Below are 18,800 nucleotides of genomic sequence, written 5' to 3'. Positions count from 1 at the left end.
CGCCACACCGCAACAAGTGGCGACTGGCGCAAGCGTCACAAAGCAATGCACAAAAAGCGGCTTCGGCCGCTTTTTGCATTTGTTTGCAATTTATCAGCCAAATGTCATCCAGAAATCAGCCTTTTACCTTATTGTTTTCCGCAGCAATGGATGTACTTTAAGGTATATGCTGCAGAGCAAGATCGTTAGCACGGTCGTTCGGTTAAGGGCATAATCGGCGCCACGATCCACGGTGTATTGTCAGTACATTAGTACCTGGTAGTACGTACCTCATAGCTAGACCCCAGGCAGAAAAGGCATGCTCTACCAATTGCATGAGTTCCAGCGTTCGATCCTGCACCCGCTGACCGCGTGGGCCCAGGCGACGGCCAAGACCTTCACCAACCCCCTCAGCCCGCTCTCGCTGGTTCCCGGCGCACCCCGCCTGGCTGCCGGCTATGAACTGCTGTACCGGCTCGGCAAGGAATACGAAAAACCGGCATTCGACATCAAGTCGGTGCGCTCCAACGGGCGCGACATCCCCATCGTCGAGCAGACCGTGCTCGAGAAGCCCTTCTGCAAGCTGGTGCGCTTCAAGCGCTATGCCGACGACCCGGATACCATCAAGCTGCTCAAGGATGAGCCGGTGGTGCTGGTGGCCGCGCCGCTGTCGGGCCACCATGCCACGCTGCTGCGCGACACGGTGCGCACGCTGCTGCAGGACCACAAGGTCTACGTGACCGACTGGATCGACGCACGGATGGTGCCGGTGGAGGATGGCACGTTCCACCTGTCCGACTACATCTACTACATCCAGGAATTCATCCGCCACATCGGCGCCGAGAACCTGCATGTGATCTCGGTGTGCCAGCCCACGGTACCGGTGCTGGCCGCGATCTCGCTGATGGCCTCGGCCGGCGAGAAGACGCCGCGCACCATGACGATGATGGGCGGCCCGATCGACGCCCGCAAGAGCCCCACCGCGGTCAACTCGCTGGCGACCAACAAGTCGTTCGAGTGGTTCGAGAACAACGTCATCTACACCGTGCCGGCCAACTACCCCGGCCACGGGCGCCGCGTCTACCCGGGCTTTTTGCAGCATGCCGGTTTCGTGGCGATGAACCCGGACCGGCACCTTTCCTCGCACTATGACTTCTACCTGAGCCTGGTCGAGGGCGATGCGGACGACGCCGACGCCCACGTGCGCTTCTACGACGAATACAACGCGGTGCTCGACATGGCCGCCGAGTACTACCTCGACACCATCCGCGAGGTGTTCCAGGAGTTCCGCCTGGCCAACGGCACCTGGGCCATCGACGGCAATCCGGTGCGGCCGCAGGACATCAAGAGCACCGCGCTGATGACCGTCGAGGGCGAGTTGGACGACATCTCCGGCGCGGGCCAGACCGCCGCGGCGCACGACCTGTGCGCCGGCATCCCGAAAGCCCGCAAGCAGCATCTGAATGCGGAACACTGCGGCCACTACGGCATCTTCTCGGGCCGGCGCTGGCGCGAGGAGATCTACCCGCAGCTGCGCGACTTTATCCGCAAGTACCACCAGGCCTCGGCCACCAAGTAAAAAAACGCCCGCGATCGGGGCCGCGATCGCGGGCGTTTCTTCTTGCGGGGGCGGGCCGGGAGGTTCAGTGCTTCTTCAGGTAGCTGAGCAGCATTTCCGAGTGCAGCTCGGCAAAGCGCTCATGCTCCTGCTGCGAGGCCACGTCGCGGCCGATCACGGCACTGATGGTGTAGCGGTTGGACAGCACGTAGTAGCCCAGCGCGGAAATCGTCAGGTAGAACTGCGGCACGTCGATATTGTCGCGGAACACGCCTTGTTCCTGCCCGCGCCGGATCACGTCGGCCAGCACATCCACCACCGGGTTGATCAGCTGCTGCAGCTGCGCCGACTTCTTCAGGTGCCGGGCCTCGTGCAGGTTCTCGCTGTTGACCAGGCGGATGAACTCCGGATGCTCGTAATACCAGTCCCAGACGAAGCGCGCCAGCGTGCGCACGCCCTGGACCGGGTCTTCGTCGACGAGGTGCAGCTGCTCCTCGTCGGCGCGGAAATTGGCGTATTGCTTCTCGAGCACCGCCAGGAAGAGGCCTTCCTTGCTGCCGTAGTAGTAGTACAGCATGCGTTCGTTAGTCTCCGCACGCCGGGCAATCTGGTCGACGCGGGCGCCGGCCAGACCCCCCTTGGCGAATTCCTCGGTGGCCGCAGCGAGGATGCGTCGGCGCGTCCCTTCCGGGTCGCGTTTGGTCTTGGGCTCAGTTGACATGGGGTGGCTGGTCGATCGTTGCGCGGATTATGGCATAGGCCGGAATGCGGCAATCCGGTGGTGCGCGCATCATCGCCGTTTCTGCCCGCCGGCGAAATCGGGGATAATCCTTGCGGCGCGATGGCTCGCAGGGGTTCACAGAGATCCCGGTGCCGCAGGGTCGCTGGCCTATTGTCCGCCGCAGGGTTCGGCTGTTATGTCGCCAAACCCTCACAGTGCCCCGCAAATTTCGTGTCTTGACCGTTCTGATCCGGCCTTGGTCCCTGTTTTGTCCCCTGATTTCCTGCCCGTAGTCGTGAATCCCGCCGTCAAGTCCCTCGCCGACCGCATCGAAGCGCTGCTGCCCCAGACCCAGTGCACCAAATGCGGCTTCAACGGCTGCCGCCCCTACGCTGAAGCCATGGCCAGCGGCGAAGCCCCCTGCAACCGCTGCCCGCCCGGCGGCGCGGAAGGCATCGTGCGCCTGGCCGCGGTGCTGGGCGCCGAACCGCTGCCGCTGGACCCGGAACGCGGCAGCGAACAGCCGCGCGCGGTGGCCCGCATCGACGAGAGCCTTTGCATCGGCTGCACGCTTTGCATCCAGGCCTGCCCGGTCGATGCGATTGCCGGCGCCGCCAAGCAGATGCATACGGTGATCCCTGACTGGTGCACCGGCTGCGACCTGTGCGTGGCGCCCTGCCCGGTCGACTGCATCGACATGGTCCCGGTCACCGGCGAACGCACCGGCTGGGCCGCGTGGTCGCAGGCGCAGGCCGATGCCGCGCACGCGCGCTTCCTGGCGCGCAATGCGCGGCTGGTGCGCGAGCGCGAGGAAAACGACGCGCGCCTGGCCGCCAAGGCCGCCGCCAAGCTGGCCGCGGTGCAGGCCGAAGCGCCGGAGAACGATGCCGAGCGCGCCGCGCAGGAACGCAAGCGCGCCATCATCCAGGCCGCGATCGAACGCGCCCGGCAGAAGCAGCAGGCCGCGCAACCGCGCAACACGGAGAACGTCTCGGCTGCGGTGCAGGCCCAGATCGACGCCGCCGAAGCACGGCGCGCGCGTGCGGGGCTTACCAGGCCTGGATCCGACCAGAACGCCAATACCGACCCAGAAGAAAAATGAACGCCGCCAAGTGCCGTGCCATCTTTGAGACGCTGCGCGAAACCAACCCAGCCCCGGCCACCGAGCTGGAATACAGCTCGCCGTTCGAGTTGCTGATCGCCGTGCTGCTGTCGGCGCAGGCGACCGACGTCGGCGTCAACAAGGCCACGCGACGGCTGTTCCCGGTGGCGCATACCCCGCGGCAGATGCTGGACCTGGGCGAAGCCGGCCTCAGCGAGTACATCAAGACCATCGGGCTGTACAAGACCAAGGCGAAGCACGTGATTGAAACCTGCCACATCCTGGTCGAGCGCCACGGCGGCAAGGTCCCGCCCGATCGCGAAGCGCTGGAGGCCCTGCCGGGCGTGGGCCGCAAGACCGCCAACGTGGTGCTCAACACCGCGTTCGGCGAGCCCACCATCGCGGTGGACACGCATATCTTCCGGGTAGCGAACCGCACCGGGCTGGCGCCGGGCAAGACCGTGCAGATCGTCGAGCAGAAGCTGCTCAAGTGCGTGCCGCATGAGTTTCTGCACGATGCCCACCACTGGCTGATCCTGCACGGCCGCTACGTCTGCAAGGCGCGCAAGCCCGAGTGCTGGCACTGCGTGATCGAGCCGCTATGCGAGTTCAGGGAAAAGACGCCGGCGCCGCAGTTGTGACCCGAGGCTAGTCCGGCTCGTGCGCCAGCACCAGGGCCAGCTGTAGCGCCGTGCGCGCGACCACCTCCACATCGGGCGCGTAACCATGCGTGATCCAGCGCAGGGCGATGTGGACCACCCCGCCCGCCACCCCCGCCGTCAGCAACGGATCCAGCTTGCGTCCCGGCGGCAGCAGCGCTTGCGCCAGCATCCCGCCGAATTCATCCAGCGACTCCGCCAGCGCCCCGTCGACCAGCTTGCTGACGCCGCGGATTTCCACCAGGAACACCCGCGCTGAACGCGGCTCGCGCTGCAGCGCCCCGAAATAGGCGCGCAGCATGGCCAGCGCGCGTTGCTGGCCGTCGCCTCCGGCCCCCTCGCCCGCCAGGGCGAGGGTGTGCAGCAAGCGGTGGGTCACTGTTTGAAACGATGCCAGCAGCAAGGCCTCGCTGTTGGCGAACGACTCATAGAAATACCGTTCGGTCAGGCCCGCGGCCTCGCACACGGCCTTGACGGTGGCGTTCTGGTAGCCGCGCTCGCCGTAGACCTGCACGGCCGCGGCAATCAGCTGCACACGGCGCTGGGCACGTCGTTCTTCGGCTTCGGCGCCGCGGTAGCGGCGCGCGGGGGTGAGCTCGGTCGTCATGTGCGCCATTATGACATTCCCTATTGTCAGATTACTTGCCGGATCGCTTCTGACAATCTATGTTGTCAGAAGCGCCACTCGTCCGGATCCGCCATGACCGCCCCAAGTTCCGATGACGCAGTCCTCGATGTCCTGATCGTAGGCGCCGGCCTGTCCGGCATTGGCGCCGCGCGCCAGCTGCAAATGCGCTGCCCCGGCAAGCGCTACGCCATCCTGGAGGCGCGCGAGGCCATGGGCGGCACCTGGGACCTGTTCCGCTACCCCGGCATCCGCTCGGATTCGGACATGTACACGCTGGGCTACCGCTTCAAGCCCTGGCGCGGCGCCAAGGCCATCGCCGACGGGCCGTCGATTCGCGCCTACATCCGCGAAACCGCCGAAGAGGCCGGCATCACGTCACATATCCGCTTTGGCCATCGGGTCATCAGCGCGGCATGGGACAGCGCCTCAGCCTGCTGGACGGTCGAAGCCGAACACACGGCGGACCACAGCCGGCTGCGCCTGCGCGCACGCTTGCTCTATGTGTGCGCGGGCTATTACAGCTATGCCGAGGGCCACCGGCCCGAATTTGCAGGCGAAGAACAATTCCGCGGCAGCATGGTGCATCCGCAGTTCTGGGACGAATCGCTCGACTACGCCGGCAAGCGCGTGGTGGTGATCGGCAGCGGCGCCACGGCGGTCACGCTGGTGCCGGCCATGGCGAAGAGCGCCGCGCACGTGACGATGCTGCAGCGCTCTCCCACCTATATCGTGACGCGCCCCGGCGAGGACGCCATCGCCCACAAGCTGCGCCGCATCCTGCCGGAGCGGCTGGCCTACGCCGCCACGCGCTGGAAGAACGTGCTGCTGGGCATGATGTTCTTCCAGCTGGCGCGGCGCCGGCCGGATCGCGTCAGGCAGCGCCTGATCGGCATGGCGGCAGCGCAACTGACGCCAGGCTATGACGTCGGCACCCACTTCACGCCCCGCTACAGGCCGTGGGACCAGCGCCTGTGCCTGGTGCCCGACGGCGACCTGTTCCGCGCGATCCGCGACGGGCACGCATCGGTGGTGACCGACACCATCGACCGGTTTACCGAAGACGGCATCGTGCTGGCCAGCGGCAAGACGCTGGCCGCGGATGTCGTGGTGGTGGCCACCGGCCTGAAGCTGAACATGCTGGGCGACATTGCGCTCACTGTAGACGGCCAGCCGCGCCGCCCCGCCGAATGCCTGGCCTACAAGGGGATGATGCTGAGCGATGTGCCCAACCTGGTGCTGGCCTTCGGGTACACCAATGCCTCGTGGACGCTCAAGGCCGACCTCACAGCCGAGTACGTCTGCCGCCTGCTGCGTCATATGGATCGCCACGCCCACCGCATTGCCGTGCCGCGCGCCCCCGCTGACGTTGAGCCGACCCCGTTCCTGGATTTCACCTCCGGCTACGTGCAGCGTGCCGCCACCGTGCTGCCCCGGCAAGGGCATCGCAAGCCATGGCGCGTGCACCAGAACTACCTGAAGGACCTGCTGACGATTCGGCACGGGCGCATCGCAGACGGCGTGTTGCAGTTCGATGTCCCGCCTCCCTCTCCCCTGGCACACCGGGCGCACCGGGACAGCCAGGACACCACGAACAAAAACACGGTGCCGGCCGTTGCCGCCAGCGAGGTGCAATCATGACCATCGTCCTGACCGTCTTCGCGGTGCTGATCGGGCTGATCCTGGTGCTGGGCGCGTCGCTGTATCTGTACACGTGGCGCACCGCCCGGCGCATCGAAGCCGCCATGCCGCCGCCCGGCCGCTTTGTCGATGTGCCCGGCGCGCGGCTGCATGTGGTGGAGCGCGGCCAGGGCCCGGCGGTGCTGCTGGTGCATGGCTTGTCTGGCCAGCTTGAGAATTTTGGCTACGGCATGATCGGGCCGCTTGCCGAGCACTTCCGCGTGATCGCCGTCGACCGCCCCGGCGCGGGCCACTCCACACGCACGCCGGGCAGCGCCGCGGACCTGCCGGCACAGGCCGCGGCGCTCGCCGCGCTGTGCGACAAGCTTGGCCTGGAGCGTCCGCTGGTGGTGGGCCATTCGCTGGGCGGTGCCATTGCGCTGGCGCTGGCCATCCACCACCCCGAACGCGTGGGCGGGCTGGCACTGATCGCGCCGCTCACGCACCCGCCCAAGGCGATCTCGCCGGTGTTCCAGGCCATGGCCGTGCACAGCGCGTGGCTGCGCCGGCTGATGGCATGGACGCTGGTGGTGCCGATGTCGATACGGCGCCGCGAAGCCGTGATGGACATCGTATTCGGCCCGGACCCGGTGCCGGACGACTTCCCGACGCGCGGAGGCGGCCTGCTGGCGCTGCGGCCCTGCCACTTCCTGGCCGCGTCCGAAGACCTGATCGGTGCCGCGCATAGCCTGCCGGCGCTGCTGCACCGCTATGGCACGCTGCGCGTGCCGGTCAGTGTCCTCTACGGCCGCGAAGACCACATCCTGGACTTTGCCGAGCATGGCGAAGCGCTTGTCGCCAAGGTCCCCGGCGCCACGCTGACATTGGTCAGCGGCGGGCATATGCTGCCGGTGACCGCCGTCGATACCAGCGTCGATTTCGTCCGCGACACCGCCGCCCGGCTGCATGTACCCGCGCCGGCCCAGGCGCAGGTCGCCTGATCCACGGAGCCCCGCCCATGGCCACCACCACCGGTTCCAACCCCTACAAGCAGGATGTCTTCACCGCGTTCCAGGCCGTTCGCAAGCTGATGGCGAATGGCAACGACACGGAGCAGGTGTTCCGCATCATGCGCGCACTCAACGGGCCGTCCATGCCCCGCAACTTCAGCCGCCTGCTGAGCACACCGGACGGGCGGCGCATGGTCTACCAGCGCGTCGAGCTGGCGGAGCGCCTGTCCGATCCCGCCTACGTGGCCAGGTTCGCACCGGGCACGGTGGGCGCGGCCTATCGCGCCTTCCTGGAACAGACCGGCTACAGCGCTGACGGGCTGGCCAAGGTCTCGAACCTGGACCAGGAGCCCGTGGTCGAGGACGCCTACATGTGGTTCGGCCGGCGTACCCGCGACATCCACGACATCTGGCATGTGCTTACCGGCTACCGGGCCGATGAAAGCCTTGGCGAAGCCGCACTGGTGGCATTCAGCTATGCCCAGACCGGCGGCAAGGGCTGGGCCTTCATCGCCATCGCGGCGTCGCTGAAGAGCCTGCGCGTGAGCGGCAGCCTGGCCTTTGCGCGGGCCGTGCTGGAGGGCTACCGGCTGGGCCGCCGCGCCCAATGGCTGTTGGGCGAGGACTACGAGAACCTGCTGCATGAACCCATCGACGCGGCCCGCGCGCGGCTTGGCATTGCCGAACCCCAGCGCTACCTGGCCTGCAATCCCGTGCAGGAGTGGACGGCCTGAAGCCGCCGCCGCGCGCCAGACAAAAAAAAAGCGACCACGGCGGGTCGCTTTTTTTGTCTGGCACCGTTGGTGCGCAGCGCGTTCAGACGATGCGGCAGGCTTCGTCGAACGACAGGCGCGGGCCGCGCGGGAACAGCTTGTCGGCCTCACCGTAGCCCAGGTTGCACAGGAAGTTGACCTGCCACTTGCCGTCAGGGAAGAAGGCCGCGTTGACCTTGTCGGCATCGAAGCCGCCCATCGGGCCGCAGTCCAGGCCCAGCGCGCGCGCCGCCAGGATGAAGTAGCCGCCTTGCAGCGAGCTGTTCATCAGCGCGTCGCGGGCGATCTTCTCGGCGTTGCCGGCGTACCAGGAACGGGCGTCGGCATGCGGAAACAGCTTGGGCAGCTGGTCGTGGAAGGCGGTGTCGAAGGCGATGATGGCCGTCACCGGCGCCGAACGGGTCTTGTCGACGTTGCCGGCCGACACGCAGTCCACCAGGCGCGCCTTCTCGGCAGCGCTCTTGACAAACACGATGCGCGCCGGGCTGCTGTTGGCAGCGGTCGGGCCGAACTTCATCGCTTCATAGATCTGGTGCAGCACGGCGTCGTCCACGTGGCGGTCCTGCCACACGTTGTGCGTGCGGGCTTCGGTGAACAGCTGCGCCAGCGCGGCGTTGTCGATCTGGGACATGCGCTTCTTTCCTGTACGAGATTTAAGAGAAGGCGCGATTGTACCCAACGCCTTGTGCGCCCCACGACAGCGCCTTTGAGCAACCCGTTCAATTCCCTTGCATATCGGCGCGGGCCGGCGCCGGCGCACTGCCCCGGCGGGTCAGCCACAGCACGCCGGCCAGGATCAGCCCGCCGCCCACGGCCTGCGCCGCGCCGATATGCTCGCCCAGCAGCAGCGCCGCCAGCAGCACCGTGACCACCGGCTCCAGCGTCGACAGCATCGACGCCTGCGCCGCGCCCAGCCGCTGCAGGCCGGCGAAGAAGGTCAGGATCGCCAGCACCGTCGACAACAGCGCGATGGCTGCCAGCGCCAGCCAGCCGCCGGCAGTGGCCGGGAACTGCGGCGGCGCGCCCGCCCCCATCCGCAGCAGGCCGACGGCGCCGTAGACCAGCGCCGCCGCGGTGCAGATCACCGTGGTGGTGGCGATCGGGTTGACGCCGGCAGTCACGCGCGCGCCGACGATGATATAGACCGAATAGATCACCGCCGCCGCCAGCCCCAGCGCGATCCCCAGCGGTGAGCCCTCGCCGCCGCCGACGGTCAGGCCGGCGCCCACCGAACACAACACCAGCGCGATCACCGCGGCAGTGGTCAGCCGCTCCTTCAGGAAGACCGCCGCCAGGATCGTCACGAACAGCGGATACAGGTACAGCAACAGCGCCACCAGGCTGGCCTGCGCATGGTTGAGCGCGCTGAAGAAGCAAAACAGCTGGCCGACATAGCCGATGCCGCCCATCGCCGCCAGCGCCAGCACGCGGCGCCACGGCGGCAAGGCGATGCCGCGCGTGCGCATCACCCAGGCCAATGCCGCGGCGGCCAGCATGAAGCGCACCAGCAGCAGCCCGTAGACATCCGCGCCGGCCGCGTAGGCAAAGCGCGCGAAGATCGCCATGGCGCCAAAGGCGCTGGCCGACAGCGCGATCAGCAGCACGCCGGCCAGCTTGTCGCGGGCGTGGTCCGGGGCGGTTTGGGCGGAAGCGGTCATCGAGCGGGCGGAAAGTCGGCGATCCCGCATTCTACTTGGCGCCGCTTGCAACAAGCGGCGCCGCCAGCGCGGGCCGCGGCCCTCGTTTACAATGTCGCCACCATGTTTAATCCCTCCCGAGAAGAAGTCCGCCGGTTCTTCTGCGATGCCTGGCAGAAGCAGCTCACAGGCGGCGTGCTGACCCCGCTGGAAGCCATCGCAATCGACTGGATCGGCGAGCACCCCGAGTACCACGGCCTGCTGCGCGACAGTGAAGGTGCGCTGTCGCAGGACTACACTCCCGAGCAAGGCCAGACCAACCCCTTCCTGCACCTGTCGATGCACCTGTCGATCTCCGAGCAGGTCTCGGTCGACCAGCCGCGCGGCATTCGCCAGGCCTATGAGGCGCTGGCGCGCCGGCTGGATTCCCCGCACGAAGCCCAGCACCAGGTGATGGAATGCCTGGGCGAAATGCTGTGGCAGGCACAACGCACCGGCCAGCCGCCCGACGGCGACCACTACGTCGATTGCGTGAAGCGCCGCGCCAACCGCTAAGTCCGGTACGCGAGACGCATCAAGTGCTGCGTACAATTCGTCACAACCCTCCGATGGGTGCGTGGTAGGCTTTGGGGTCCGCATTTCCCTAGCCGCGTTGCCGTCATATGGCGGCGCGGTGCCCGCAAACCATGCCCCGTATTGCCCTCCCCCGCCGGCGCCGGCTCGCGTCCGCCGGCCGCGCCGTTGCCCCGCTCTGCCTGTCGCTGATGCTGGCCTGGCCGCTGGCCGGCCACGCCGGGGTGGCGCTGCTGCAGCCGCCGCGCGTGATCGACGGCAACCAGCCGCTGACGCTGACGCTGGTGGTCAGCGCCGACGACGCCACGCGCCGCTACCGGATTCCCGACACGCTCGAAGTGACCGCCTCGGGCGACCTGCAGGCGCCGGTGCGGCTGGTGCTGTGGCGCGAAGTCTCGGGCCCGGCCGTGGTCAACCTGCGCCGCGGTGAGCACCGCGCGATCCGCTACACGGTGGCGCTGCCCCCGGCCCTGCGCGGCCAGGTGCGGCTGGATGCCACCGGCATCGACGCCGCGCCGGTACTGGTGACGCTGAACCGCCTGCCGCAGCCCGGCGAACCCGCCACCGCCGCGCCACCGGTCGCCGGCAAGGCACCGGCGGCGAACGGCACCGAGCCGGCCACCGACGCCGCAGAGCCGGCGACCGCTACCGCAGCCGTGCCGGTCTCCCCGGTCACCACGGCGGGCGCCGCCGCACCCGCGCCGGCCGACCTGCGCGACAGCGCCCGGCTGTCGTTCCATGACCCGATGTATTTCATGGTCGGCGCGCATGACGGCGCCAACGCCAAGTTCCAGCTGAGTTTCAAGTACCGCCTGTTTCAGGGCGAGGACCCGGCGTCGAAGCGCCTGTTCGACAACCTGTACGTGGGCTACACGCAGTTTTCGCTGTGGGACCTGTCCGAGCAGTCCAAGCCGTTCCGCGACACCAACTACCGGCCCAGCCTGTTCTATTACCTGTCGGATACCGGCGTGCGCAACAACGTCATCAGCCGGCTGTCGCTGGCGGCCGGCCTGGAGCATGAATCCAATGGCCGCAGCGGCGACGAATCGCGCAGCATCAATACGGTCTTCGTCAAGCCGACCTTCTACTTCGGCGACCAGAACGACTGGCACTGGCGCGTCGCGCCCAAGCTCTATGCCTATGTGGAAAAGGGCGACAACCCCGACATCGCCCACTACCGCGGCTTCATGGACCTGGGCATTGCCTACGGGCGCCCGGACTCATGGGAGTTCTCCGCCACGCTGCGCAAGGGCACGCGCAAGTGGTACGGCAGCGTCGACGCCCAGCTGACCTACCCGATGGCGCGGCTGATTCCCGGCACCGCGGGCTACCTGATGGCGGGCTACTTCGTCGGCTATGGCGAGAGCCTGCTGGACTACAACCACAAGCTGCCGTGGCAGTTCCGCATCGGCTACGCGCTGTCCCGCTGAACCCGCTGAACGGCCAGACCGCTCAGCCGGCCAGCGGCTTACCGCTGGCCTTGAGCCGCGCATTGGCCACCGCGGCGGCAAACTGGCCGTGGCCATGCCAGCCAGTGGCGCGGCCCAGTTTCTTGCCGTTCTGAAAGAACATGAACACCGGGATGCCATGCAGGCCAAAGCGCCGGCCCAGCCCGGGATGCGCGTAGACGTTGGCATGCAGCCAGTGCAGCGCCAGCGCGCGGACCGGTTCGGGGTTGGCCAGCATGGCCTTCTTGGCCATCTCGCAGTTGAAGCAGTCCACCCCCCAGAAGAACACGCACACCAGCGCGTCGCCGGCCCCGGCTATGGCGGCGTCGATGATGCCGTCATCGACCTCGCGCATGCCGAACGCCTCGAAGGCGCGGTGGTCGAGGTGGGGGGCCGGGGACGACTGCGCCGAGCCGGCGCCTGGTTCAGTGGTCATGCTCGCTCCAGAATGACAAACGCCCGGGCCAGCCGGCACCGGGCGTCAGGTCGCAATCCAGGATGGCACGCCGCCGTCCCGGGCCGGCTTACTTCGGTGCCGCCACCGTCACCAGCGCCGGCCGCAGCACGCGCTCGGCAATGGTGTAGCCGCGCTGGAGCACGGTCACCACGGTATTGGGTTCCTGGTCCGCCGGCACCATCGAGATGGCCTGGTGGCGGTGCGGGTCGAATTTCTCGCCCACCGGGTTGAGTTCAACGATCTTGCCGCGCTCAAAGGCGGCCGCCAGCTGGCGCGCGGTCAGTTCGACGCCTTCGCGCAGCTTGGCGATATCGCCCGAGCCGTCGGCCAGCGCGGCCTGCAGGCTGTCCATCACCGGCAGCAGGTTGTCGGCGAAGTTCTCGATGGCGAACTTGTGCGCCTTGGCGACATCGTCCTGCGCCCGGCGGCGGATGTTCTCGCCTTCGGCAACGGCGCGCATATACAGGTCGTAATGCTCGCGCGCCTTGGCTTCCAGGGCGGCCAGCTGGGCCGCCACGTCATCCACGGCAGCGGTTTCCGGCGCACCGGTTTCCTGGCTGGCGTTGGCCGCCTCTTCGCCCGCGGGCGTAGGCGTCTGGGTGGTTGGCGTCTGCTTCTGTTCTTCCATGTCGATCCGTATCAATGCATTGTCGCGGCCCGCCGTGGGCCTGGCCGCGGGTGGTAAATCGGCGCGTGTTCCGTGCAGGTGGTGGCAAGGCGCAGGTTTTCAAGAGTGGCGCTGGCGTGACGCGGAAACACACGGTTACAAAGGCCACCCATATGCAATCGACGCCTTATTGCTTTGCTGCATCGCACTCACTAAGATTCTCAGTAAGAAAAATGACAAAAATGTCGGGGGTCCTGGAGATGGTTCAACTTTGTGCCTCTTCCGAAAGGTTGGCCATGCATAAGCTGCCAGTCGTGACGCTCTGCCTTGTGGCCGCCTTGGCGGTCATGACCGTCTTTATCTGCCTTTCCGGCGCATTCACCTCGCGCGATACGGAGTATGGCAGCGGCAAGGCGGTGTTCAAGCACTACATCGTCCCTATCGTCAGTCAGGAAGTCACGCAGGAATAAGCGCCACCTGACCCTGTGCCCACTGCGCGGCGGCACCGGAGCTTCCCGGTGCCGCCGCGTTGTCATTTCAGCTCTTCAGGTGGTCGATGCGGCGCCGGTCCCGCTTGGTCGGGCGCCCCTGGATCTGCGCGGACGGCTCCGGCTGCAGGCGCCGGCGTTCGGCATCGGCCAGCCGGCGGGACTGGCTTTCGGCACTTTCCTCATACAGCGTCTGCGCCACCGGCGCCGGCCCGCGCGCCGGGGCGATGCCCATCACCACCAGTTCCCAGCGCTGCTGGTGCGCTTCCAGCACCACCATGTCGCCGGGCTTCACCTCGCGCGAGTTCTTGCATGGCTGGCCGTTCACGGTCACCTTGCCGCGCTCCACCGCTTCGGCCGCCAGCGAGCGCGTCTTGAAGAAGCGCGCGCACCACAGCCATTTGTCAATGCGCTGGCGCGCATCCGGCGCAAAGTCGACATTCATGCCGCCGCTCCCCGGGTCTGGGCGCGCGTGCGCCGTGCTTCCAGTTCGTGCGGATGCGGCGTGGCCAGCGGCCAGCCCTGCAGGTGCTGCAGCGCGATCTCGGCCATGGCCGCGACCCACGGATCGGCATCATTCAGACACGGGATGAAGTGGAAATCCTTGCCGCCCGCGACCTTGAACTCGGTCTGCCCTTCCATGGCGATTTCCTCCAGGGTCTCGATGCAGTCGGCCGGAAAGCCCGGGCAGAAGACGTCGACCCGGCCCGCGCCGACCTTGCCCAGCTCGGCCAGCGTCGGCGCGGTGTACGGCTGCAGCCATTCCGCCTTGCCAAAACGGGACTGGAACGTCACCTGATACTGGCCCGGCTGCAGGCCCAGCGCCTCGCCCAGCAGCCGGCCGGTCTTCAGGCATTCGCAGTGATAGGGGTCGCCCAGCTCCAGCGTGCGCCGCGGCACGCCGTGGAACGACAGGATCAGCTTGTCGCCGCGGGCAAAGTCCGGCATGCCGTGCCGCGCCCAATAGGCGCCGACCTGCTGGTGCAGCGCCGAGATATAGGCCGGGTGGTCATGGAAATGCTTGACCAGCCGCAGCTCGGGCTGGTTGCGCCACTGGCCCAGCACCCGGAACACCTCGTCGAAGGCCGTGGCCGTGGTGGTGCCCGAGTACTGCGGATACATCGGCAGCACCAGCACCTGCTCGCAGCCCTGCCGGCGCAGCGCCTCCAGCACCGAGGCGATCGACGGGTTGCCGTAGCGCATTGCGCACGCGACCGTCACTTCATGGCCATGCTGGTTCAGCAGCCGCTGCAGCGCATGGGCCTGGCGCTCGCTGTAGACCAGCAGCGGCGAGCCCGTCATATGGGCCTCGCGCAGCCAGATCGATTCATACTTCAGCGCCGAGGCGCGCGATCGCAGCGGCAGGATCACCCCATGCAACAGCGGCAGCCAGGCCACGCGCGGGATCTCGACCACGCGCGGGTCGGACAGGAATTCCTTCAGGTAGCGCCCCACCTCCTTGGGCGTGGGTGCGTCCGGGGTGCCCAGGTTGACCAGCAGGATCGCCGTGCGCGGCGCGTGGCCGTGCTGGTAGGCCGGTTCGGGAGAAAACGTCATGTCGCTTCCGGGTTGGCACGGTGCCGGGATGGCGCCGGTGCGGCGCACCGGCGATTGCCGCGCTAGGTAGGAATGGAACTGCTTGTCAGACCAGCCAGTCTTTGCACTAGTTCTGGCTCAGGGCGCTGGACAGCAAGCGCGCGGTGATGTCGACGATGGGGATCACGCGCTCATACGCCATGCGCGTGGGGCCGATCACGCCAAGCGTGCCGACGATCTGGCCGTCAACCTCGTACGGGGCGGTGATGACCGCCATGTCTTCGATCGGCACCAGCCGGCTTTCGCCGCCGATAAAGATCTGCACGCCCTGCGCATGGCTGGACACGTCCAGCAGCTGCAACAGGCTGGTCTTGTGCTCAAACACGTCGAACAGGCGCCGCAGCTTGTCCATGCTGGAGGCCAGGTCTTCCACTTCCAGCAGCTTGCGCTCGCCGCTGATAAAGACGTGGTCGTCGTCCTCGTCCTCGGCGACGCTGCCGGCCTCGACCGCGGCCTGCATCAGCTGCGACATGTCGCGGCGCAGGTCCTGCAGTTCCACCCGCAGGTGGCCGCGCACCGTGTCGAAGCTCATGCCGGCATAGTGCGAGTTGAAGAAGTTGGCCGCCTCGATCAGCTGGGCCGGCGTGTATGACAGCTCGGTCTGGATGATGCGGTTCTGCACGTCGCCCTCGGGGCTGACGATGATCAGCAGGATGCGCTTGTCCGACAGCCGCATGAATTCGATCTGCCGGAACGCCTGCGCGCGGCGCGGCGTCATCACCACGCCGGCGAAGTGCGACAGGTTGGACAGCGTGCGCGCCGCCGCCGTGATCATGCGCTGCGGCCCCAGTTGCTGGCCGCCGAGCTGGTCCTGGATCTGGCCGGTCAGCTCGGCCAGGTCGGCGTTGCGCTCCAGCGGCTTGGCCGTCAGCATCGAATCGACGAACAGCCGGTAGCCGCGCGGGGTCGGGATACGGCCGGCCGAGGTGTGCGGGCTGGCAATAAAGCCCATTTCCTCCAGATCGGACATCACATTGCGAATCGTCGCAGGCGACAGGTCCAGCCCCGAGTACTTCGACAGGGTGCGGGAACCGACCGGCTGCCCTTCGGCAATATAGCGCTCGATCAGGGTCTTGAGCAGCGTTTTGGAGCGTTCATCCATGATGCCCCGATTTTACGCAAGTTTTGGACCTTCTGGCGGGCGGCCTGGGCCGCCCGTCCGCGCCTGCTGACAACCGTCATGGCGGTATGGTCTAATCCACGCATGTCCGCCCCCCCGAAAGCCAGCGCCGTGCGCACTTCGTTCAAGACCGTCGCCCTGGTGGGCCGGTACTCCACTGCCGGCATCGAAGGGCCGCTGGAGGAGATCGCCTCTTATATCCTGCGCAACGGGCAGGACGTGGTGTTCGAGCGCGAAACCGCGCTGGCCACCGGGCTAACCGGCTACCCTGCCCTGTCCGCCGAGGAGATCGGCCGGCAGGCCGACGTGGCCGTGGTGCTGGGCGGCGACGGCACGCTGCTGGGCATCGCCCGCCAGCTGGCCGGCTACGACGTGCCGCTGATCGGCGTCAACCACGGGCGGCTGGGCTTCATGACCGACATCGCGCTGGAAGACGCGCACACCGTGCTGCCCGACATGCTCGACGGCCGGTACGAGGCCGAGACCCGCCTGCTGCTGGAATCGCGCGTGGTGCGCGACGACATGGACATCTTCTCCGCGCTGGCCCTGAACGACGTGGTGGTGAACCGCTCGGGCATCTCCGGCATGGTCGAGCTGGCGGTGTCGGTGGACGGCCATTTCATGTACAACCAGCGCTCGGACGGGCTGATCGTGTCGACCACCACCGGGTCCACCGCCTACGCGCTGTCCGCCGGCGGCCCGATCCTGCATCCGACGCTGTCGGGCGTGGTGCTGGTGCCGATCGCCCCGCACGCGCTGTCCAACCGCCCGATCGTGCTGCCGCACGACGCCGAGGTCACCATCGAGGTGGCCAGCGCGCGCGACGCCAGCGTCAACTTCGACATGCAGTCGCTGACCTCGCTGCTGCCGGGCGACCGCATCGTGGTGCGGCGCTCCGAAAAATCCATCAACCTGCTGCACCCGGTCGGCTACAACTACTACGCCACGCTGCGCAAGAAGCTGCACTGGCACGAGTATCCTTCCGAAGACAATCGCCTCTGAGCCAGTATCAAGCCGCCCCTCAAGCCTGAGCCCGAACCCATCGGACCGACTACCTTCCACGCCACGATGCTGCGCAGCCTGTCCATCCGCGATTTCGTCATCGTCGATACGCTCGACCTGGACTTCACCACTGGCTTCACCGTCTTCACCGGCGAGACCGGCGCCGGCAAATCCATCCTGATCGATGCCCTGGCGCTGGTGCTGGGCGAACGCGCCGATGCCGGCGTGGTGCGCGAAGGCGCCCCGCGCGCCAGCGTCAGCGCCACCTTCTCGACCCACCCGGCACTGGATGCCTGGCTGGCCGAGCGCGAGCTCAACAGCGAAGCGGAAGACGGCGTGCATACCGTGCTGCTGCGCCGCACGGTCGATGCCGGCGGCCGCAGCAAGGCCTTTATTAACGGCGCCGCCGCCACCCTGGCGCAGCTGCGCGAAGTCGGCGACCAGCTGGTCGACATCCACGGCCAGCACGCGCACCAGCTGCTGCTGCGCCCCGACGCGCAGCGGCTGCTGTTCGACGCCCACGCCGGCCTCACCCAGCAGGCCGGCGCCGTGGCCGAGGCCTGGCGCGCCTGGCGTGCCTGCGTGCGCCAGCGCGAGGCGGTAGAACACCAGTCGCGCGAGATGCAGCTCGAACGAGAACGGCTGGAATGGCAGGTCGGCGAACTGGACAAGCTCAACCCGCAGCCGGGCGAATGGGAAGAGATCCAGTCCGAGTACAACCGGCTGTCGCATGCCGCCGGCCTGATCGACGGCAGCCGCGCCGCGCTCGACGCACTGTCCGAGGCCGACGGCTCGGTGCTGTCGGCGCTGAATACCATCGTGCACAAGCTGCAGCAGCTTGCCGATGTCGATCCCGCGCTGCGCGACGTGCTGGCCGCGCTCGAGCCTGCGCAGATGCAGGCCGAGGAAGCCGCGCACTCGCTCATGCGCTATGTCGACCGGCTCGAACTCGATCCCGAGCGGCTGCAGGCCGTGGACGAACGCATGCAGGCGCTGCACGCCACCGCGCGCAAGTACCGCCTGCCGCCCGAGCAACTGCCCGACGAGCTGGTGGCCCGCCGCCAGCAGCTGGACGACCTGCAGGCCGCGCAGGACCTGAACAAGGTGATGGCGCGCGAGGCCGCGGCCAAGGCCGCCTACCTGACCCTGGCACAGCATCTCAGCCACGCCCGCAAGCAGGCCGCGCAGGCGCTGTCCGCCGCGGTCACCGACGCCATGCAGGGCCTGTCGATGGCCGGCGGCAGCTTTGTCGCCGCACTCAATGCGCTCGACGAAGGCCAGAGCCATGGACTGGAGCAGGTCGAATTCCTGGTCGCCGGCCATGCCGGCGTGAGCCCGCGGCCACTGGCCCGGGTGGCCTCGGGCGGCGAACTGGCGCGTATCAGCCTGGCGATCTCGGTGATCACCAGCGAGGCCTCGCCCACGCCCACGCTGATCTTCGACGAGGTCGATACCGGCATCGGCGGTGCGGTGGCCGAAGTGGTCGGCCGGCGCCTGCAGGAGCTCGGCCGCGCGCGCCAGGTGCTGTGCGTGACGCACCTGCCGCAAGTGGCGGCGCAGGCCGGCACCCACCTGCTGGTCAGCAAGGAAACCACCGATGCAGGCGACGGCTCGGTCACACGCTCGCGCATCCGGGTGCTGGACCCCGCCGGGCGCGTGGTCGAGACCGCCCGCATGCTGGGCGGCGCCACTGTCACCGCCACCACGCTGCAACATGCGGAAGAAATGCTGGCGCAAGGCATGGCCGGCGGCCAGGGCAGCCAGCCCGCACGCGGCACGGGCGGCAAGGATGGCCGGCGCAGCCGCCGCGCCGCCGGCTGAAAGC

At 67.6% G+C, this 18,800-nt stretch carries 20 protein-coding genes; 11 read left to right on the top strand and 9 right to left on the bottom strand.

Translation table 11 applies throughout. The features are described from left to right. The first annotated feature begins 298 nt into the window (after positions 1-298). A complete protein-coding gene (locus CNE_RS05315; protein ID WP_013956108.1) occupies positions 299-1,558 on the top strand; it encodes a polyhydroxyalkanoate depolymerase in 1,260 nt (419 codons plus the stop codon). A 64-nt stretch (positions 1,559-1,622) separates the two neighbouring features. On the opposite strand, the gene CNE_RS05310 is transcribed toward CNE_RS05315, so the two are convergent. Continuing rightward, positions 1,623-2,258, bottom strand: a complete 636-nt coding sequence (locus tag CNE_RS05310) for a TetR/AcrR family transcriptional regulator (RefSeq protein WP_013956107.1) — start codon at positions 2,256-2,258, stop codon at positions 1,623-1,625. A gap of 295 nt (positions 2,259-2,553) precedes the next feature. Between CNE_RS05310 and rsxB the strand changes: the two genes are divergently transcribed. Together rsxB and nth are read left to right on the top strand one after the other, a co-directional pair. Continuing rightward, positions 2,554-3,360, top strand: a complete 807-nt coding sequence (rsxB, locus tag CNE_RS05305; protein ID WP_013956106.1) for an electron transport complex subunit RsxB — start codon at positions 2,554-2,556, stop codon at positions 3,358-3,360. Next, on the top strand, positions 3,357-4,001 hold the full coding sequence (nth, locus tag CNE_RS05300; protein ID WP_013956105.1) for an endonuclease III: 645 nt from the start codon (positions 3,357-3,359) through the stop codon (positions 3,999-4,001). The genes rsxB and nth overlap by 4 nt, the downstream gene beginning before the upstream one ends. 7 nt (positions 4,002-4,008) lie before the next feature. Here the strand turns inward: nth and CNE_RS05295 are convergent, their stop codons facing one another. Continuing rightward, positions 4,009-4,635, bottom strand: coding sequence for a TetR/AcrR family transcriptional regulator (locus tag CNE_RS05295; protein ID WP_013956104.1), 627 nt, complete (start codon positions 4,633-4,635; stop codon positions 4,009-4,011). 84 nt (positions 4,636-4,719) lie between these two features. Here CNE_RS05295 and CNE_RS05290 point away from each other — a divergent pair, with 84 nt between their 5' ends. From CNE_RS05290 to CNE_RS05280, 3 genes are read left to right on the top strand one after another with little or no spacing between them, the layout of a single operon-like run. Continuing rightward, complete coding sequence (locus tag CNE_RS05290; protein ID WP_013956103.1) at positions 4,720-6,285, top strand: flavin-containing monooxygenase; 1,566 nt, start codon at positions 4,720-4,722, stop codon at positions 6,283-6,285. After that, entirely contained in the window at positions 6,282-7,265 is a 984-nt protein-coding gene (locus tag CNE_RS05285; RefSeq protein WP_013956102.1) for an alpha/beta fold hydrolase, read from the top strand. Before CNE_RS05290 ends, CNE_RS05285 begins: the two co-directional genes overlap by 4 nt. 17 nt (positions 7,266-7,282) lie before the next feature. Next, positions 7,283-8,008: a Coq4 family protein gene (locus CNE_RS05280; protein WP_013956101.1), complete on the top strand. Its 726-nt coding sequence runs from the start codon at positions 7,283-7,285 to the stop codon at positions 8,006-8,008. An 82-nt stretch (positions 8,009-8,090) separates the two neighbouring features. Here the strand turns inward: CNE_RS05280 and CNE_RS05275 are convergent, their stop codons facing one another. Together CNE_RS05275 and CNE_RS05270 are read right to left on the bottom strand one after the other, a co-directional pair. Further along, a complete protein-coding gene (locus tag CNE_RS05275) occupies positions 8,091-8,678 on the bottom strand; it encodes a malonic semialdehyde reductase (RefSeq protein WP_013956100.1) in 588 nt (195 codons plus the stop codon). 88 nt (positions 8,679-8,766) lie between these two features. Further along, positions 8,767-9,705, bottom strand: a complete 939-nt coding sequence (locus CNE_RS05270; RefSeq protein ID WP_041227826.1) for a DMT family transporter — start codon at positions 9,703-9,705, stop codon at positions 8,767-8,769. A 102-nt stretch (positions 9,706-9,807) separates the two neighbouring features. On the opposite strand from CNE_RS05270, the gene CNE_RS05265 reads away from it, so the two are divergent. Beyond that, the gene (locus tag CNE_RS05265; RefSeq protein ID WP_013956098.1) at positions 9,808-10,239 is read left to right on the top strand and encodes a DUF1841 family protein; all 432 of its coding nucleotides are present in this window, start codon (positions 9,808-9,810) and stop codon (positions 10,237-10,239) included. Between the two features lie 131 nt (positions 10,240-10,370). Continuing rightward, the gene (locus tag CNE_RS05260) at positions 10,371-11,687 is read left to right on the top strand and encodes a phospholipase A (protein WP_013956097.1); all 1,317 of its coding nucleotides are present in this window, start codon (positions 10,371-10,373) and stop codon (positions 11,685-11,687) included. 22 nt (positions 11,688-11,709) lie between these two features. On the opposite strand, the gene CNE_RS05255 is transcribed toward CNE_RS05260, so the two are convergent. Together CNE_RS05255 and grpE are read right to left on the bottom strand one after the other, a co-directional pair. Next, positions 11,710-12,141 carry a thioredoxin family protein gene (locus tag CNE_RS05255; protein ID WP_013956096.1) on the bottom strand — a complete coding sequence of 144 codons (432 nt, stop codon included), beginning with the start codon at positions 12,139-12,141 and terminating at the stop codon, positions 11,710-11,712. An 88-nt stretch (positions 12,142-12,229) separates the two neighbouring features. Further along, positions 12,230-12,790, bottom strand: a complete 561-nt coding sequence (grpE, locus tag CNE_RS05250) for a nucleotide exchange factor GrpE (RefSeq protein ID WP_013956095.1) — start codon at positions 12,788-12,790, stop codon at positions 12,230-12,232. A 275-nt stretch (positions 12,791-13,065) separates the two neighbouring features. On the opposite strand from grpE, the gene CNE_RS41690 reads away from it, so the two are divergent. Continuing rightward, a complete protein-coding gene (locus tag CNE_RS41690; RefSeq protein WP_013956094.1) occupies positions 13,066-13,239 on the top strand; it encodes a hypothetical protein in 174 nt (57 codons plus the stop codon). A gap of 67 nt (positions 13,240-13,306) precedes the next feature. On the opposite strand, the gene CNE_RS05240 is transcribed toward CNE_RS41690, so the two are convergent. The 3 genes from CNE_RS05240 to hrcA all read right to left on the bottom strand — a co-directional run bounded on the left by CNE_RS05240 (position 13,307) and on the right by hrcA (position 15,955). Beyond that, positions 13,307-13,702, bottom strand: a complete 396-nt coding sequence (locus CNE_RS05240; protein ID WP_013956093.1) for an RNA-binding S4 domain-containing protein — start codon at positions 13,700-13,702, stop codon at positions 13,307-13,309. After that, positions 13,699-14,814, bottom strand: a complete 1,116-nt coding sequence (gene hemH, locus CNE_RS05235; protein ID WP_013956092.1) for a ferrochelatase — start codon at positions 14,812-14,814, stop codon at positions 13,699-13,701. Before hemH ends, CNE_RS05240 begins: the two co-directional genes overlap by 4 nt. Positions 14,815-14,920: 106 nt before the next feature. Beyond that, positions 14,921-15,955 (bottom strand): heat-inducible transcriptional repressor HrcA, encoded by a 1,035-nt coding sequence (hrcA, locus tag CNE_RS05230; RefSeq protein WP_013956091.1) that lies wholly within the window; start codon positions 15,953-15,955, stop codon positions 14,921-14,923. Positions 15,956-16,057: 102 nt separating this feature from the next. Between hrcA and CNE_RS05225 the strand changes: the two genes are divergently transcribed. Continuing rightward, the gene (locus CNE_RS05225) at positions 16,058-16,975 is read left to right on the top strand and encodes an NAD kinase (RefSeq protein WP_013956090.1); all 918 of its coding nucleotides are present in this window, start codon (positions 16,058-16,060) and stop codon (positions 16,973-16,975) included. Positions 16,976-17,041: 66 nt separating this feature from the next. After that, positions 17,042-18,796: a DNA repair protein RecN gene (recN, locus tag CNE_RS05220; RefSeq protein ID WP_013956089.1), complete on the top strand. Its 1,755-nt coding sequence runs from the start codon at positions 17,042-17,044 to the stop codon at positions 18,794-18,796. Positions 18,797-18,800: the final 4 nt, after the last annotated feature.

Origin of the sequence: Cupriavidus necator N-1 (assembly GCF_000219215.1) — a bacterium.
In the GTDB taxonomy this organism is placed as follows: Bacteria; Pseudomonadota; Gammaproteobacteria; order Burkholderiales; family Burkholderiaceae; genus Cupriavidus; species Cupriavidus necator.
This window is presented reverse-complemented; position numbering and strand designations above follow the sequence as displayed.